The organism is Thermopirellula anaerolimosa (assembly GCF_054657335.1).
This window is the reverse complement of sequence record NZ_BAAHYX010000004.1, coordinates 825,245-842,642: the sequence shown is the minus strand read 5'-3', so window position 1 is coordinate 842,642 and position 17,398 is coordinate 825,245. Positions and strand designations below refer to the sequence as shown.

Annotated in this window: 10 protein-coding genes; 7 read left to right on the top strand and 3 right to left on the bottom strand. The window is 60.7% G+C overall.

Annotated features, from left to right (window positions below):
- Positions 1 to 42 precede the first annotated feature (42 nt).
- Together ACYQ6J_RS03805 and ACYQ6J_RS03800 are read left to right on the top strand one after the other, a co-directional pair.
- Positions 43 to 3,693: a LamG-like jellyroll fold domain-containing protein gene (locus tag ACYQ6J_RS03805; RefSeq protein ID WP_460182867.1), complete on the top strand. Its 3,651-nt coding sequence runs from the start codon at positions 43 to 45 to the stop codon at positions 3,691 to 3,693.
- Between the two features lie 123 nt (positions 3,694 to 3,816).
- Positions 3,817 to 4,005, top strand: coding sequence for a hypothetical protein (locus tag ACYQ6J_RS03800; protein ID WP_460182866.1), 189 nt, complete (start codon positions 3,817 to 3,819; stop codon positions 4,003 to 4,005).
- 416 nt (positions 4,006 to 4,421) lie between these two features.
- Here the strand turns inward: ACYQ6J_RS03800 and ACYQ6J_RS03795 are convergent, their stop codons facing one another.
- From ACYQ6J_RS03795 to ACYQ6J_RS03785, 3 genes are all read right to left on the bottom strand, one after another.
- Positions 4,422 to 5,612, bottom strand: a complete 1,191-nt coding sequence (locus ACYQ6J_RS03795; RefSeq protein WP_460182865.1) for a flavodoxin/ferredoxin-dependent (E)-4-hydroxy-3-methylbut-2-enyl-diphosphate synthase — start codon at positions 5,610 to 5,612, stop codon at positions 4,422 to 4,424.
- Positions 5,613 to 5,770: 158 nt separating this feature from the next.
- A complete protein-coding gene (locus ACYQ6J_RS03790; protein WP_460182864.1) occupies positions 5,771 to 6,523 on the bottom strand; it encodes an amino acid ABC transporter ATP-binding protein in 753 nt (250 codons plus the stop codon).
- A complete protein-coding gene (locus ACYQ6J_RS03785) occupies positions 6,523 to 8,010 on the bottom strand; it encodes an ABC transporter substrate-binding protein/permease (RefSeq protein WP_460183305.1) in 1,488 nt (495 codons plus the stop codon). The genes ACYQ6J_RS03790 and ACYQ6J_RS03785 overlap by 1 nt, the downstream gene beginning before the upstream one ends.
- A 304-nt stretch (positions 8,011 to 8,314) precedes the next feature.
- Between ACYQ6J_RS03785 and ACYQ6J_RS03780 the strand changes: the two genes are divergently transcribed.
- The 5 genes from ACYQ6J_RS03780 (at position 8,315) to cls (ending at position 17,145) form a co-directional block, all read left to right on the top strand.
- Complete coding sequence (locus tag ACYQ6J_RS03780; RefSeq protein WP_460182863.1) at positions 8,315 to 11,938, top strand: mechanosensitive ion channel domain-containing protein; 3,624 nt, start codon at positions 8,315 to 8,317, stop codon at positions 11,936 to 11,938.
- A 423-nt stretch (positions 11,939 to 12,361) separates the two neighbouring features.
- Positions 12,362 to 12,706 (top strand): 50S ribosomal protein L21, encoded by a 345-nt coding sequence (rplU, locus tag ACYQ6J_RS03775; protein WP_460182862.1) that lies wholly within the window; start codon positions 12,362 to 12,364, stop codon positions 12,704 to 12,706.
- A 254-nt stretch (positions 12,707 to 12,960) separates the two neighbouring features.
- Entirely contained in the window at positions 12,961 to 14,220 is a 1,260-nt protein-coding gene (locus ACYQ6J_RS03770; RefSeq protein ID WP_460182861.1) for a hypothetical protein, read from the top strand.
- Positions 14,221 to 14,237: 17 nt separating this feature from the next.
- Positions 14,238 to 14,978, top strand: a complete 741-nt coding sequence (locus ACYQ6J_RS03765) for a sulfite exporter TauE/SafE family protein (protein ID WP_460182860.1) — start codon at positions 14,238 to 14,240, stop codon at positions 14,976 to 14,978.
- 661 nt (positions 14,979 to 15,639) lie between these two features.
- A complete protein-coding gene (gene cls, locus ACYQ6J_RS03760) occupies positions 15,640 to 17,145 on the top strand; it encodes a cardiolipin synthase (RefSeq protein ID WP_460182859.1) in 1,506 nt (501 codons plus the stop codon).
- The last annotated feature ends 253 nt before the right edge of the window (positions 17,146 to 17,398 follow it).

Below are 17,398 nucleotides of genomic sequence, written 5' to 3'. Positions count from 1 at the left end.
GTGCCGCGGCGTCTTCGTCCATGCCCGAGTCGGGAGGGCGATATGCGGCTTACTTGGGTGTTGGCGGCGTTGGCGGCGGCAATTCCGGTCGGCGGCACGGGTTGGTGCGAGAACGGCGCATCACCGGGCGGAATCTCCGGCGACGGTGGTAAACCGGCGGTTCACGGCGAGTCGCCGCTGTATCATTGGACCTTCGACGATGCCGAGGCGACCGTCTGCCTCGATTCGGGAAAGGGAGGATGGCACGCCGAGCACTCAGGCCAAGACAATGCCGGCGTGCGATTGGGGGACGGACTGTTTGCGACCTGCTTGCAGTTGCAAGGCGAGCACAAGATTGCTACCGTCGGCCCGATGCCCCGCCGTCCCACCGAGCAAATCGGATTTTCCGTATGGGTGATGCCGACCGAACTCCGCGGCTATCGCGAAATCTTTCGCAAGGAGGACGGCGACCGGCGGTTGCTCTTCTCCTTTCAAAACGACGGCACCATTTTGTCGTTGGGACTGAACATCGGCGGCTATGTGGAATGCGACGCGCCGATTCGACCTGAGGACGTGATGGATGGCCGCTGGCATCATTGCGCGGCCACGTTCGACGGTCGCGTGATGCGGGTCTATCTCGACGGGCGCATGATCGGTGAGTTGGAACGCCCGGGAACGATCTCGTGCGGGGGCGATGCGCCGGGGTGTATCGGATCTCTCAACGGCGGTGAGAATTTTCAGGGGCGACTCGACGACCTCCGCATCTATGATCGCGCGCCGGATGCGGAGGAAATCGCCGCGCTGCATCGCACGGGCTTGCAAATCATCTTGGCGCGGCAGGATCAAGCCGCCCGATGGGTGCAAAGGGTCTATCACCGCGAGGGTACGTTCCTGCAAACCTTGTCGGGCTTGCAGGGGCGATTGAAGGACGTCTCGCAACCCGTGACCGCCGACGCGCATGCGCTTTTGGTTCGGTGTCTCCAGGCCGATTTTCCGCAAGAAATCGAGGCTTTGAGCCGTTTCGCAGAACTGCCGCCGGAGTTCTGTGTGCTGCCGTCCGGCGAACATACCTGGCGTAAGGCGGCGGATCGCGTGCATGCCCTGCTGATCGAATATCGTCCCCTCACGGACGAGCAATGGCGTCGGGCGTCCGACGCGGATCGCGAGTACTGGCGGCAAATCGACGAGGTCGCCCGCGGTTATCGCGACTTGGTAGAAACGAAAACCCCGGATGATTCTCCCGCTTGGCTGGAATTCATCCTGAAGGCCGGTCCTGAGATTCGCCGCCGACCTCGACTCCAAGAGGCTGTGGCGCCGTACGTTTTGCCCGAGACCCCGCCAACGCGGAGCCTGACGGAGGCGGAGGCGCGAACGGTGTTGGAGCGGGATTGGTTGTGCCAGGTCGGGGGAAACCCCGCGGCGGATCGCATCCGCCGTGAGTTGGAGCGAACGCGACGTCTGGCGGAGCGGACGGTTGCTACCCTGCCCGCGTCGGGGGCTGAGGATAAGCTCTCGCGCATCGAGGCATGCCGGCGCGAAATGGACGCCTTGATTGCGGAAATTCCGGAGGCGGGAGAACGGCCGGACCTGTATTTCCGTCTGCGGCGATTGAAGCGGGAATTGATGTTCTTGGATCCCACCCTCGACTTCGATCGCCTCGTCTTCATCGATCAGCCCTTCCCGCAAGGTTCGGAATGGCGGCATGAAACGCGGCATCGCCTGGGATATATGGCGGTGCCGGGCGGGCGACTGTTGGTGCTGGAAGGTCTCGGGCCCGACGGCACGTTACGGCAATTGGCCCCGCAAGCCCCGCTGCACGGTTCTTTTTGGCGGCCGGACGTGGACTTCGACGGTCGCAACGTCTTGTTCTGCTTCAAACCGCACAACGAAAAGTCTTTCCATATTTACGAGGTTGCGGCGGAGGGCGGGCCTTATCGCCGATTGACCGCAGGGCCGTACGACGATTTGGATCCGATCTACCTGCCGGACGGGAAGCACATTCTGTTTTCCACCACGCGGGGCAACACGTACGTGCGATGCATGCCCCCGACCAATGCGTTCATTTTGGCACGTTGCGACCGTGACGGCCGAAACATCTATTTGATCTCGGCCAACAACGAACCCGACTATTTGCCGAGCTTGATGCCGGACGGGCGCGTCCTGTACACGCGATGGGAGTACACCGACAAGCCGCTTTGGCGGGCGCAAAGCCTGTGGACGGTCCGCCCCGACGGCACTCAGACGCAGGTCTTTTGGGGCAATCAAAGTGTGTGGCCGGACCTGCTCAAGGATGCCCGAGTCATTCCGGGAAGTCGCCGCGTCATGTTCACCGGCAGCGCGCACCACGATTGGTTTTCCGGTGCGGTGGGGATCATCGATCCGGATCGCGGCTTCAACTTTCCGCACGGTCTGACCAAGGTGACGCGCGAATTGCCCTGGCCGGAATGCGGCAACGGTCCGGTCGATCCCGGCGAGTCCGACGACTATGAATCCTACGGTCGATACCAAGCCTATTACTCGCCGTATCCGCTTTCCGAGCGGCTTTTCTTGGTCTCGGCTCTGCGCGAGGGGAAGTTCGTTCTCTACTTGATGGACGTGGATGGCAATCGCGAGTTGATATACGAGGGGACGCACAACATCTGGTACGCGATGCCGCTCCGCCCTCGAAAACGCCCGCAGGTTCTTACCGAGTCGGTGGTCTGGCCGACGCGTGCGACGAAGGATCATCCGGCCGACGGGATTATTTACACGGGCAACGTGTACCAGAATGCGCCGCCGGAACTTCGCGGTCGCGCCAAGTTCTTGCGAGTCTGGACCATTGATCACAAGACGTACACCTATTGGCACCAGCGACCGTATATCTCGACCGGTCCGGTCGTCTCCGCCTTGCAATCCGACGGGGTCAAGCGACTGCTGGGAACCGTCCCGTTGGAGTCGGACGGGTCCGCGGCGTTCTACGCTCCTTCCGGCATCCCGCTGCACTTTCAACTTTTGGATGAGCGACAACGAGCCCTCCAAACCATGCGCAGTTTCGCCAACGTCATGCCCGGAGAGACCCGCGGTTGTTTGGGCTGCCATGAGTCGCACAGTCGTGCCCCGATGCCGGACGCGTCGGGCTTGGCATTGCGCGCCACGCCGCGGACGATCACACCGCCGCCATGGGAAGACCGTACCGTGAGCTATCCGCGATATGTGCAACCGGTCTTGGATCGCTATTGCGGCTCGTGTCATCAGGGAGAAGGGGAAGCGACGGCCGTGCTCGACTTGACGCCGCGACCGGGCTTTCTGGGGTTTGCTGAACCGTATTTCCTGCTGATCGGTCGACCGACTTGGGGGCAACCGTATCGCAAACCGGAGGTCATTCCGGCGGGTTTCGGTATCGCCAATCCGTTGATCGTGGAGGGCTACGCCACGACGGACCCGCAGGCTTACCGCACGCCGCCTCCGATGACGGCGTTGTCGTACAATAGCGCGTTGGTCGAACTTTGTGCGAGCGGGAAACACTACGGCGTCAAGGTGGACGACGTCAGTCTGCTGCGGATCATCGCTTGGGTCGATGCCATGACTCCGTATCGCGGCGAGGAAGAGATTCGCGAGATTCCGGATCCCGAGTTTCAGGGCGTGGATTGGTTGGCGATTCGCCCGCGGATCAAGACGGCGGTCAAAGTGATTCGGCCGGGACCCGTCGATGACGCGGCAGATGATGACGGCTAATGATCGAGCGGCGGACGCGATGTCGAACTCGCAATCCGCGGCGAGAAATTTGCACAAAAGGGTGCTTTTTCCGATTGAAATTTTTCACGAGACCGATATAACTTTATTGAGTCGATGACAGCGATGCATGCGGTGATTCGAGGAGAGTTTACGCGGCATACGATCATCGTCGGCAAGATGCCGCGAAAGTCGGCGGGACGGCGGAGACATCGTCGCCGCGACGAACACGGTTGTAACGTTCGGTCGGACGCTTGGGACATCGGAGAGATCGACGAGCTGAAGCGAGTGCGGCGTCCGCGGGGAACGATCTGAAGGATTGGGGACGAAACACGGTGAGCTAAGGTGGCCCTTCGAATCGGCTTCGGTGGTCGAAGCCGTCTCACCGTGAAGCCAATGGACGGAGGTTCAAACCGTGGCAAAGAAGGCTGCCAAAGGCGCTGCGACCAAGAAGGCCGCGACCACGAAGAAGGCCGCCAAGAAAGCAACCAAGAAGAAGTGCTGATCCGGTTGCTACGGCTTTCTTCCCGCCATCGCATCGCAAGGATGGGATCGTGATGGTCGGGTCAAGCTCCGAGAGTGAACAATAACGAGAAAGGGCCGTCGCGCAGGGAGCGCGGCGGCCCTGTCGTCTTCCTTCTCCGATTCGATAGGCGTTTGGCCGCGGTTTGTGGATGGGTGCCGATCTCCGTCGAATGCCCGTCGCAGCGGACTTCGGCCTCGGGCGACGGTTACGTCGCCGAACGGGTACGTCCTTCCGCGGCACGGTGGGCGAGGATGGCATCCAGTTCCTGTTTGAGCCGAGGCAAAATCTCTTCGTAGCTGAAGCTCCCCAGGGTTTCGGATCCGCGTTTCAAATTGACGTAGCGCGGGCCGCACCAAAGGCCAAGGTCGGCGGAGTCCGTCTCACCCGGTCCGTTGACGCGACATCCCATCACGGCGATCGTGACGTCGGCCTCGGCGGCGTATCGCGTCATGTCGCGAACTTGTTCGGCCAACTCCACGAAGGCCGAGTTCTCCACCCGAGAGCAACTGGGGCAACTGATGATGTTCAGGCGTCCCGGCGTCCAAGGCTCCACCGTGATGCGTCCCGCCGCCGCGTCGCGGACGATCTCCAGTCCGGCGGTGACCTCCTCGTGTTTTCTGGGATTGGGCAACGTCAACGACAGGCGGAGGGTGTCGCCGATACCTTCCGCGAGCAGCGGTAGCAACGCGGTCCGCGTTTTCAGGATGCCTTCCGGCGGCATACCCGCCTCGGTGACCCCCAGGTGCAAAGGCACGTCGGGTCGTTGGGCGGAGAAGCGGCGGTTGATTTCCACGACCTTGGCCGGATCGGAATCCTTCAGTGAGACGCAGTATTGATCGAAGCCCAAGCGATCCAGCAGTTCGCAATGAAGGAGGGCCGATTCCAGCATGGGCGAGAGCTTGTCGTGCGGGGGGAATTTCTGCTGAACGGCGGGGTCCACCGAACCGCAGTTGACGCCCACCCGCAATGCGCAACCGTGCTTGGCCGCCGTCTCGGCGATGAATCGCACCTTGTCCTGCCAGGGCACGTCCTTTTGATGGTGGTACAGGTGGCCGGGGTTGTAGCGCACCTTTTGCACCAGCGGCGCCACCTGAACCACTAATCGATAATTCTCTTGCAGATCGACGGTCAGGGCCGCCTCCGTCCGTTGGCGGATCTCGGCCAGCGCTTGCGCGTCGGACTCGCTATCCACCGCAATTCTAACGACGGATGCGCCGGCCTGCCGCAGCATCTCGGCCTGGGCCGCCGTGGCGGCGACGTCCTGCGTCTTAGTCGCGCACATGCTTTGTACCGCGATCGCATGGCCTTTGCCGATGCGGACGGGGCCGATGCGTACGGTACGCGTGGGTTTTCTGGCTGGAAGCGGATTCGGCGTGGGCTGAAGATCGATGTTCATAATGTTGACGAATTTGGGTCAAGTGACGCGAAAGATCGAATTGGCTGAGCGAGTCGAGTTCCACTCACGGCTTGACGAGCGAAAGGCACGGCGCGGAGAGCTGCGGCGATTTGCCGGGCGATGCGGTTCCCACGCCATGCGGCGAATTCCCCGGCAATCTAGGGCGGAATCGCCTGCGGTTCCGCGAGGACGGATTCGTATCGGCCGCGGAAGACATCGGCGGGTAGGCCGTCTTCCGTGACCCGACCGCCTTGCAACACGATGACGCGATCGGCCAGGCGGCGGACAAAGGCCGGTTCGTGAGTCACCATAATCAAGGTCATACCGTCATTTCGCAACCCCTCGAGGACGGTCAAGACTTCCACCTTCAGTTCGGGATCGAGGGCGCTGGTAATTTCGTCGCAGAGCAGGCCGCGAGGTTCCATCGCCAAAGCTCGGGCGATCGCCACCCGCTGCTTTTGTCCGCCGGACAGTTCCCGCGGATAGGCGTGAGCGCGATCGGACAGCCCGACGCGATCCAGCAGCGTTTCCGCCCGTCTGGCCGCCTGACGTGCCGACAGGCCGAGGACTTGCCGCGGGGCCTCCATCACGTTTTGCATGGCCGTGAGATGGGGGAACAATTGAAAATCCTGAAAAATCATGCCGAGCGTCCGGCGGACCTCGCGCAGTACGGCGAAAGGGGCGGGACGCAGTCCGGGGCGGAGGCGATGCTCCATGACCCGGATTTCGCCGGCGTCGAAATTGCATAGCCCGTTGAGGCATCGCAAAAGGGTGGATTTTCCGGCGCCGCTCGGACCGATCACGACGGCGGTTTCGCCTGCCGCAAACCGCAGGTCCACGCCGCGGAGAACGGGACGCCCCGCAAACTGTTTATGCAGGCCGCGGATTTCGATGTCCAACTCGGCTGCCATCAAAGACCCTTTCCCCAACGCCGTTCCAAATGCCGGGCCAGCAAACCAAGCGGGACCGACATGATGAGATACAGGGCCGCCGTGGCGACACCGATCTCCAGGTATTTTAGGCTCGACTTCGCCAAAATCTGGTATTGTTTCGTCAATTCTACCACCGCGACAATGCTGACAATGCTGGTGTCCTTGAACAAGGCGATGAAGTCGTTGGTCATGGGCGGCAAAATGACTCGCACGGCCTGCGGAAAAATGATGCGGCGAAAGGTTACGGCCCTGCTCATGCCCAGGGATGCCGCCGCTTCCCATTGACCGTGCGCAACCGATGCAATGCCGGAGCGGTAAATCTCCGCCTCGTAGGCCGCGTAATTCAACCCGAAACCGAGGACGGCGGCCTGAAACGGGCTGAACCGCAGGGAGAACGGCAACGCCCATTGCTCGGCCAAGGAGGGCAAACCGTAGTAAATGAAGAACAGCAGAAGAAGGACGGGAATGCCCCGAAAGAACTCGATGTAAGCGGTGGCCGACCAACGTAGGGGTCGTGGGCCGTAGAGTCGCAACAGCGCGATCGGTAGGCCGAGTGCGACCGCTGCCGCCATGCTGGTTATCGTGAGGAAAATCGTCACGCCGGCGCCGTGCAGCAATAGGGGCAGGTAGCGCGAAGGGGTCCAGTTGCGGCCTGCCTCCGCCGCTACATCCACCGCTTCCCATGCTTCCAACGAATCTTGTGCGGAGTTCCACAGTCCCCATTTCTCGTAGATACGCCGCAACTCGCCGGAGCGGACCAATTCCCCCAGGGCGTGATCGACTTGAGTTGCGAGAGCCTCGTCTTCCTTGCGGAACGCGATGGCGTAATAACCTTGACCGAAAGGTTCACCGAGAAAACGGAGACGCGGGTTGGGCCGAGCGAAATACACCGCGATCGGCAGGTCCATCACCACGGCGTCCAATCTTCCGATCTCGAGGTCGAGGTAGGGTTCGGTTTGATTCCCGTAGAGGACGGGCCGAAACCCCATTTCCTCCAACAGACGCTGGGCGGCGGTTTCTTCCAGGGTGCCGACCCGACCGTTCAGGCTCAAGAGTTCGTCCAGCGTGGTGAAGCGTCGATCGTCGGCCCGAACGACTGTTTGCAGAGTGTAGACGTAGTAGGGCCGAGAAAGCCGCAAGGCCTGGGCACGGTCCGGAGTTACCTCCAAACCGTTCATGGCGAAATCGAAATCTCCCCGCTGCAGACCGCTGACCAGGCCGGCGTAGTCGTACTGCATCCATTGGATGGGCCGTCCGAGGCGTTGTTCGAGAGCTTCGGCCAAATCCACTTCAAAGCCGACCACGCGACCGGGATCCCGCGGATCGTAAAAAATGTAGGGGGCGACTCCCTCGGCGTCCGCCGCCCAACGCAACGGAGCGGTCTCCTCGCAGACGCCGAGACCGTCCGCCAGGGCGACGACCAACATCGTGCCGGCGAGAGCGAGGCTGAAGAATCGGCGGCGCATTCGATTCACGTTGGGCCTTGGTGGCAAAGGTCGAAAGTGAATTGCACTTTGGAAAAGGCGGGCGAATCGTGGGAATTATAGCGCGTATGGCTCAGTGTCGCGAGGGTAGGCCGCCGGGTCCCTCGATTTGGGGTCGAAGGGTGGATCGGATGGATGGACCGATGATTCGGCGTTCGTGCGGATGAGTCGCGGGGGTATAATCAAGCGGCTTCGTGGAACCGATGTACGGGGGCTTTTCGGGAGACCCCGGCGACGGAGGCTGCCGATGCAAGTTTTCGTGAAATACTCGTGAAATGAAGGTGTCATGTTGAATCATGTTGCCATAAAGTTTGTGCGAGCCGCGATTTGCGGGTGGTTGCTCGGTTGGGTGCTGCCGGTGCAATCGGGCTTCCATGCGGCGGCGATGGCCGAGTCGGTGGCGCCCGCGCCGTCTTCGCCGGGTGCGGCTGAGACTGCGAATACGGCCGAAACCCCGGCGGAACCCGCTCTCCTCCCTTTGCCCATGCCTCCGTCGGCGGAGGCCGTCGCCCCGACGGCGTCGGTGACGCTCAGCGCGGAAAGCGTGAATACTTTCCTGGAAACGGTGCGAGCCGATATGTCGTTGCCGGAGACGGCACGCGCGCAGGCGGAAGCAGCCCTCCAGCAAACGCTGAAGGAACTCGATGCGGCGTCGCAGTTTCGGGCTCAAGCGGCGACGTTTCAAGCGAAACTGGAGCAACTTCCCCGCGAGATCGAGCGTTGGGAGGCGGAGTTGGCGGCGACTGGTGCGCCGCCGCAAAACATTCCGTCGGAGGCGTCGCCGACCGAATTGGAATCGCTCCTGCAAAAGGCGGAGGCGGCACTCGCGGAGGCCGGTGCCGCTCGCGACGCCGTGGAGATGGAAGGACCCCGACGCGCGGCGGTGAAGCGCGACACGCCGGCCTTGATCGAGGCTGCCCAGAAGAAGATGCAAACGGCGCGGGAGCAACTGGCTCAACCGCCCGCCTCGGATAGTCCGGCCGCGCTGACTCAGGCCCAACGCTGGCTGCGCCAGGCTCAAATCGAGGCCGCCGCCGCAGAGATCGATGCCCGGCAAAAGGAAGTGTTGTTTTACGATCGGGCCAATGAAACGTTGTTGCCGTTGCGTCGGCGCGTCACCACCCAAAAGTACGCCGCCGCGGAAGAGTGGGTGCGACGTTTGAAGGAGGAACTGGCCAAGCGTCGCAAGGAAGTCGCGGAAGAGACGTTGAGTAAGAGCAAGGACCGCCTGTCGGAACTGCCGCCGCAGTTGAGTGGTCCCGCCTTGAAGAACCGCGAACTGGCGAGCGATGTGAGGGACATGGTCGCCCGAGTCGAAAAAACGGAGCAACAACTTAGCGCCGCTCGGGCCACGCTGGATGATATCCGTCGCCGGTTCGACACTGCCAAGGAGCGGATGACGCAAGTCGGGTTGACGGGCGCTTTGGGCGTCTGGTTGCAAGCGCAAAAGGCATCGCTCCCGGACGTTAGGGCGTTGCGAAAGCAGATAGCCGACCGTCAGGAGGAAATACGCAAGATACAGTGGAAGACGATCGAATTGAGCGAGAATCACGCCGCGCTGCCGCCGATCGAGCAGACCGTCGAGCAGTGGCGGAATCGGATACCCTCCGACGCCGACTACGACTTGCGACTGCGGTGGTGGCCGCTGATCGACGAATTGGTGCAAGAGCAATATCGTTTGATCGAAGAACAGTTGCGGTTGTACCAAGACTACCTGGACGATCTTGTGGAGCTGGATAACGTCCAGCAAAGCATCATCCGCCGGGCGGGAGAATACACCTCGTTCATTGATGAGCATATTTTGTGGATTCGCAGCGCGCCGGCAGTTACGGAACGCTTTGTGGAACAGTTCCGTTTGACCCTGGGAGTGGTGCGTTTGCTGCTGGGGCCGGATTCCGCTCAAGACTTGCTGGGTGTCTTGCTGGCGGATGTCGTCGGCCGCGTCGGGCTTTGGGCCGCGGCGGTGAGTGTTTATCTCCTGCTGCTTTTGGTCTACCGACCGTTGCGGGCAAAGTTGCGAGAGGCGGGCAAGCAGGCGGCGGGCAGCACCTACCGCGGGTTTCTTCCCACGTGGAAGGCGCTGGTGATTACCTGTCTTTTGCCGTTTCCGGTCGTCTTGCCGCTGTGGTTCTTGGCTTGGAGATTGGCGGCGCCTTCGTTCGTCGTACCGACGGCCTGGCCGACCGCCGTGGGCCTCGGCTACGCGGGCTTGTTCTATTACCTATTCGATTGGATTCGACATCTCTGCCGCGGTCAGGGATTGGCCGAAGCCCATTTCGGCTGGCCCGAGGACGCGACCCGCTGGGTCTATCGAAGACTTCGCTGGTTCGTGCCCTTGGGAACCATCCTGGTCTTTCTTTGGCGGGCGGTGCAAGCGGCGGGCGACGATCGTTGGCAGAACGGACCGGGACGTTTGCTGTTCGCGGCCCTCTTGGTCTTGTACGCAGTGATGTTGGGGCTTTTGCTGCATCCTCGCGGCAAGTTCATTCGTGCGGTGGGGGCGGTGAATACGAAAATCTGGATCTATCGCTCTCGGGTGGGATTGTTCGCGATCGCGGTGCTGTCGATAGCGTTTTTGGGGGCGGCGTCCTTGGCAGGTTATCACTATACCGCCATGCAATTGGCCGAGCGATTGCGAAACACCCTGCTGGTTCCCGTCGTGCTGGGCGTAGCGGGCGGCCTCTTTTCTCGCTGGACGCTGGTCCGTAAGCGAAGACTGGCCCTCGATCGTTGGCGGCGAACGGCCTCCGCTCCGGTCGCGTCGGAAGGCGCGGAGGGCGGGCCGTTGACCATTCCGGCCGAACCGGAACCGGACCTGACGCTGATCGGCTTGCAGACGCAGAAGCTTTTTTCTACCGCGCAAATCGTCATTGCGGTGGTTGTTTTGGGGTGGATTTGGGGCGATGTCTTGCCGGCCCTGGGTATTTTGCGGCAAGTTACGCTCTGGCATATCGCCGGATCCATCCAGCAATCCCAGACGGCAGCGGATGGCGCGGCCGAGTTGGTGAACGTGCCGGTGTTACGCGCCATCACCTTGGGAGATATGCTGTTGGCGGGATTGATTTTGGCTGCCGGATTCGTGGCCGCGAAAAACATCTCCGGCCTGATGGAAATCGCCTTGCCGCCCAAGATTCGCGGTGACACCGGACTTCGTTATGCAATTGACACGCTGACAGGATACGGCGTGACGATTGTGGCGATCATTTGGGCCTTCGGGCGCCTGGGTATCGGATGGACGCAGGTTCAATGGCTTGTAGCCGCAGTGGGCGTGGGATTGGGTTTCGGGTTGCAGGAAATCTTCGCCAACTTCGTTTCCGGGCTGATTCTGCTGTTCGAACGGCCTATCCGAGTCGGCGATGTGGTGACGCTGGGGGAATACTCGGGCGTCGTATCGCGGATCCGCATTCGGGCCACGACGTTGCTCAATTTCGAGCGGAAAGAGTTGATCGTTCCGAACAAGGATTTGATCACCGGACGCATCCTCAATTGGACGCTTTCGGATGCTGTGAACCGGGTGGAGGTCGCCGTCGGAGTCGCTTACGGCACCAATCCGGATCAAGTCATCGAGATACTCACGCAGGTGGCGGAAGAGAACCCTTACGTGACGAAGGACATACCACCGGCGGTACTTTTTGCGGGCTTCGGGGACAGTTCGCTGAATTTCAAACTTTTCGCCTACCTGCCCAGCTTGGAGAATCGGCTTCCAGCGATCAACTCGTTGCACGCACAGGCTGCCCGTAAGCTGGCCGAGGCGGGGATACAAATCCCTTTCCCGCACCGCGAGGTCTTTTTGCACCAAGTGCCCCCCGTGCACGGCGGTACGGCGACCGAGAGCGACGAACTAAGAGACGACCGATCTCACGATTTGCGTCAAGAAGAAAAGGAATCCGGCGCCGAAGAAAGCCGTTAACCGCGGTACAGGCCGCGTCTGAATGTTCCTTGGCGTGATCCGTTGCTTTGCGACGATCTCGCGGCGGAATCGCGATCGATATTCGCGTCCCATGCTTGACACAGTCGGCCGCGCTTCCGTCCAACACAACGGTCGATTCAGGTGCAGACGGCCCCAAGGACGGGCAGGGTTCGCGTCGAGCACGCCCTTGAAGAGTGTCCCCGGACCGGGTTAAATGAAGATTCTCGAAAGTTTTCGAAGACCGTCATCACTTTCTTGCGGAGAAAGCGTGAAGCGGATGGCTGCGTGAGTTCCCCCCTGGAGGGGCGATGTGTTTCGCGCGCAGGCTGAAAGCCGGGGGCGCAGAGGCTAAATTGAGAAAGACGGGTCGTAGTGCTTGCCCTTTTGTTGGGGGGCCGGAACGAGCCTTTTGAGGAAGAAAATATGTACGCGATTATTGAAGACGGCGGCCGACAGTACAAGGTTGAAGAGGGGCAAGTCCTCGATATCGACTACCGCGCGGATGAGTCGCCGGTAACTCCGACGGGAGATGAGGCCGAACCGCGAAAGATTCGGTTTACCCGAGTCCTTGCAGTTCGTGACGACAACGGTTTGCGGTTGGGCAATCCGGTTCTGGAGGGCGCCGAAGTCACCGCCGACGTCGTGGAAACCGTGATGGGTCCCAAAGTTTACATTCAGAAGTTTCGTCGGCGTAAGAATTATCGCCGCCGCCGCGGCCATCGCCAGATCTATTTGCGGGTGAAGATCGCCGCTATCCAGGCGGGCTAGTCTGCACCGTCCCGGCGCTACTTGGTACCCGCCGATGCGGTTTCTTTCGGGCCGTCTCCTATCGTGTCGCGTCGCGGTTTTCGGCATCCGGCCTCCGCTGGATGTGGATGCACGGTTGAGTGCATCGGAAGTAGGCGGGGAACCGTGCGCGGTTTGCCGAATCGAAATCGCCGCCCGTTCTAGGTAAAATAAGCGGTCGTCGGGTGGTTAATGTTGAGTTTGTATGTAATCGTAATGAAGTTCTGAGGGTCCTAATGTCAGACTTGATTGAGGTCCACGGCGGTCTTGCGGAGCCCGTCAATTGCACTGTTCCGGAACAAGAGCGCGAAGCATTCCTCGCCCGAGCCAAACAACTGGTTCGAGTGCCGGTTTCGGATGCCGACCTTTCGACGGTGTATCGTTTCGGCGACGGTGCGCTCAGCCCTTTGACCGGACCCATGGACCGCGAGACCTACGATCGGGTTCTCGACGAGTCGGTCATCGAGTATCAGGGCAAGCTGTTTGCCTGGACGATTCCGCTTGCGTTTCCCGTCACAAAGGAGTTGGCCAAGTCGATTCAACCGGGCGACGAAGTGGCTCTCGCTCCGAATGGAGGCGACGCGGTCGCCATCCTCAAGGTGACGGACGTTTATCCGTGGGACAAGTCGAAGTACCTTGCCCGAGTGTATCTGACGGAGCGCACCGATCACCCGGGCGGTGATATGGTCCTCAAAGGTGACGCTGACAAGGATTACCTGATCGGCGGCGAAATCCGGGTCTTGCCGCAACCCAAGCATTCCCGGTTCGGCAAGTATGTTCTTCGACCGAGCGAAGTCCGCGAACTGCTGCGCAGTAAAGGCTGGGAGCGCGTCGTCGCATTCCAGACTCGGAACCCCCTCCACCGTGCTCACGAATACGCTTTGGTTTATGGGTTGGAGCAGCTTTTGCGACAGGGTTACAACGCAGGCGCTTGCTTGAATCCCCTCATCGGCGAGACGAAGGGGGACGACGTCCCTGCCGAGGTTCGGATGCAAACGTACGAGGCGCTCATTTCGCGGCGGGCACTCGGCGACGGCGACAGCGACCCGGCGCTCTGGGGACCGCGGAACGAGTCCGTTCCGGATCGCGTGATCCTTTTGGGATTGGATATCAAGATGTTCTACGCCGGGCCGAAAGAGGCGGTGATGCACGCCATCTATCGGCAAAATTTCGGGTTTACCGACATCATCATCGGGCGAAAGCATGCCGATGCCCCTTACCACGACGGCACGCCGATCTGGGGGGACTTCGACGCTCAGCATATCTTTGAGAACCTGAAGGGGGATTTGAAGATTCGTCCGTTGTGCGTGGGCTTCGCGGCCTACTATGAATCCGTGGGACGGGTCGACTTGATGGAGAATCACCCGAACGAAAAGCCGGTTTCGATCTCCGGCAAGGAGATTCGGGCTGCGCTACGCGAGAATCGCCCCGTGGACCCGCGAATTATGCGCGAAAGTACCGCCCAAATTCTCGCTCAGGCCATGGCTGGCAGTTGATGCTGTGGGGCGGTTTCATGCCACCGGAATGGATGTTCTACCTCTTCGGCGGACTCGCTGCTGTCTGCATGGGGTTCGCGAAGACCGGAATGCCCGGCACCTCGGTGCTGGCGGTGGCGTTGATGGCGCAGGCCTTTCGGCATAACGCCGAGCTTTCCGTCGGTGCCATGTTGCCGATTCTGCTGGTCGGCGACGTCGTGGCCGTGTCTTGCTATTGGCGGCATACTTCGTGGTCGCGTTTGTGGCGTCTATTCCCCGCCGTTTCGGTAGGACTGGCGATCGGATTCGGCGTTTTGCACCTGGTTGAGGGAAATGAACTCAGGCCGGTGCTGGGGGTGCTTGTCGCCCTCATGTTCGTCGCCGAGTTGGTACGCCGTCGTTTCAATTCCGATCAAGTTCCGCACGGTTGGGCATTTACCTCGGGCGTGGGGGTATTGGCCGGTTTCGGGACGATGGCGGGTAACGCCGCCGGTCCTGTCATGACCCTTTATTTGCTCAGTCAAGAGTTGCCCAAAGACCGCTTCATGGGCACGTGTGCGGTTTTCTTCTTTACCGTTAACCTTATCAAGGTGGTGCCCTATACTTTCGAAGGGATGATTACTCGGGAAACGCTGACGTTCGCCTTGTTCGGCATCCCCATGACGGTCGTGGGTGTGATTCTTGGGCGGTGGGCTTTCCATCGATTTTCACAACGAGTGTTCGACACCCTTATCCTTTTCCTGGCGGGACTAGCCGCGGTGTGGCTGTTCTTGGGTTAAACTCAAGTCGGTCGGACTTGATCGACTCCGGAAGGGCGGCCTCGTAGTCGACCGCGAGATTAACCAAGAGCCTCTAGAAAGAGGGGGCGTTCGTCGCAACCGACTTGTGGAGACATCGACGGGACTTCTTTGGGGCGAGGATGGGTAATCGCGTGATGCGTCAGTTGTTGGTTCCGGTTTGGATTGCGACTGTCGTGGTGACGGGGGTATTTCTGATCGGATGTGCCCCAAATCGGTCCGAAGAGACGCCGTCGCAGGATCTCGGTTCGAACCGTGGTGAGGACGTCGTAGATGTGTCGGGGGGGATTGGCGGAGGTCGCGCGGACGCAGAGACCTGCCTTCCGGAAAACGTCGGCCCATTGGGTATTCGCGTTAAGGGAGCGGCTTTAAGTCCGGATCGAACCTTCAGGACCAACGACCGCAAGGATTGGCCCAATTACGCCCCGCCCGAGCGGGTCCTTGTAACGCTGCCCGAGATGCCGTCCGAGCTTTCATCCGAATCGAGTGCCGGAAAAGAGGACAACCCGCAGTCGAAAGGGAGAGATGGCGGCGGGCGTTCTTCAAACGGCAATTGAACCGTCGCGAATTCCGGTTAGGCGAACCGTCTCGACGTCATGACACCCCCGCCGCGTACCGCTTAGGACAATCCGGACGAACTCTTATGGATTGGGGCGGTTGGACGTTCTTTTGGATGGCGAGCGAGTGGCTGATCCGATTGATCATGCTGCCGGTCATCGTCCTGCGCAAGACGCGTCCCAGTACCTGTTTGGCCTGGTTGGCCGTGGTCTCGTTTCTTCCTTGGCCGGGACTGGTCGTTTACCTGCTGATCGGAGAGAACCGCCTGGGGCGCAGACGGGTAAAGCAGCGGCGAAGTCGCTTCGCCGATTTGCGGACCCGACGACGGACATTGACCGTCCCGGCGGCGGGAAGCACGGGAGTCGCCGTTGTCGAGGACGACGACGGTTCCATTGGTTTCCGGTCCCAAGAGTTGTCGATGGAAGCTCCGCTCATCCCGGACGACCTTGAACCGATGGTGTCGCTTGTGGAGCGATTCACGGGTTGGCCGGTCTCGTCGGGCAATCAGGTGGCGTTCTTGTGCGACGCCGAATTGATGGTCGATCGTCTTGTCGCCGAAATCGACGCGGCGCAAGACCATGTGCATCTGCTGTTCTTCATCTTTCGGGACGACTATTTGGGGCGGCGGGTGGGCGATGCACTCATTCGGGCCGCAAAACGCGGGGTAGTCTGCCGGGTCCTCGTGGATGCCGTAGGGTCGCGGCGAATGTTCCGGGGGTTGGGGGCGGAACTTCACCGACACGGGGTGCAACTGCTGCCCGCCTTGCCCGTGCGACTGTATCGCATTCCCTTCGCCCGATTGGACCTGCGAAATCACCGCAAGTTGGCGGTGATCGACGGTCGCGTAGCGTACACAGGCTCGCAGAATATCGTGGAACCGTCGTACGGACACAAGAAGGCCGGACGTTGGCACGACGCCACAGCGCGGATTGTCGGTCCGGCAGTTCATCACCTGCAATTATTGTTCTTGGAAGACTGGTTCCACGAGACAGGCGAGTGGTTGGATCTGCCGCGCTACTTTCCCCCGCCGGATGCCGGCGGCGACTCGGTGCTTCAGGTGCTGCCCAGCGGGCCGGACATGCCGGGCGAACTGTTTCAAGACATTTTCGTTAAGGCGGTGTTCCTGGCCCGAGAACGAATCATTCTGACCACGCCGTACTTCATTCCGGATGAACCCCTGATGATGGCCCTGCGACTGGCGGCCTACCGGGGCGTTCGCGTGGATTTGCTGATTCCCAAGCAGAGTGATCACCCCGTGGTGGATGCCGCCGCAGCCTTTTACTATTCCCGACTGGCCCGCGACGGCGTGAACGTCCATTACTTTTTGCCGGGGCTGCTGCATGCCAAGACGACCACGATTGATGGCCGACTGGCGATCTTCGGTTCCGCCAACTACGACATCCGATCGTTTCTGCTGAACTTTGAGCTGAACCTGCTTCTGTACTCTCCCGCCGCCGTGGCGGAACTGGTCCGCCTGCAAGAGCGGTATCTCGCCTCGTCTCAACTTTTGAGGGAGGACGCTCTCCCCGACCTTCATTGGCCTCGCCGTCTTTGGATCAATTTGGCGAAACTTTTGAGTCCTCTCTTGTAGGGACGCTCGGCCGAAGGAATGCGCCGTCACCTCTTTCTTGGTTTGCCCCTTTTCTCAAAATGACCGGCAAATGATCGGAAATATCGGCAAACCCGGATGATTGTGCTCAATCTTACCTTCGCTTCTTTTCGATAAAACCGTAAGCAGGTGTTGTGTGCACGCGTTCCGTTTCCTCCAGCCGAGGGCGGTTTCGGGCTGCACAAGCGCGAAAACGCATGGCGGCATGATTACGGCGTCGGGGAATCCGGACCGG

Coding starts and splice junctions, on each gene's coding strand:
- ACYQ6J_RS03805 (WP_460182867.1), top strand. CDS start 43: ATGCGGCTTACTTGGGTGTTGGCGGCGTTGGCGGCGGCAATTCCGGTC.
- ACYQ6J_RS03800 (WP_460182866.1), top strand. CDS start 3,817: ATGCATGCGGTGATTCGAGGAGAGTTTACGCGGCATACGATCATCGTC.
- ACYQ6J_RS03795 (WP_460182865.1), bottom strand. CDS start 5,612: ATGAACATCGATCTTCAGCCCACGCCGAATCCGCTTCCAGCCAGAAAA.
- ACYQ6J_RS03790 (WP_460182864.1), bottom strand. CDS start 6,523: ATGGCAGCCGAGTTGGACATCGAAATCCGCGGCCTGCATAAACAGTTT.
- ACYQ6J_RS03785 (WP_460183305.1), bottom strand. CDS start 8,010: ATGCGCCGCCGATTCTTCAGCCTCGCTCTCGCCGGCACGATGTTGGTC.
- ACYQ6J_RS03780 (WP_460182863.1), top strand. CDS start 8,315: ATGTTGAATCATGTTGCCATAAAGTTTGTGCGAGCCGCGATTTGCGGG.
- rplU (WP_460182862.1), top strand. CDS start 12,362: ATGTACGCGATTATTGAAGACGGCGGCCGACAGTACAAGGTTGAAGAG.
- ACYQ6J_RS03770 (WP_460182861.1), top strand. CDS start 12,961: ATGTCAGACTTGATTGAGGTCCACGGCGGTCTTGCGGAGCCCGTCAAT.
- ACYQ6J_RS03765 (WP_460182860.1), top strand. CDS start 14,238: ATGCCACCGGAATGGATGTTCTACCTCTTCGGCGGACTCGCTGCTGTC.
- cls (WP_460182859.1), top strand. CDS start 15,640: ATGGATTGGGGCGGTTGGACGTTCTTTTGGATGGCGAGCGAGTGGCTG.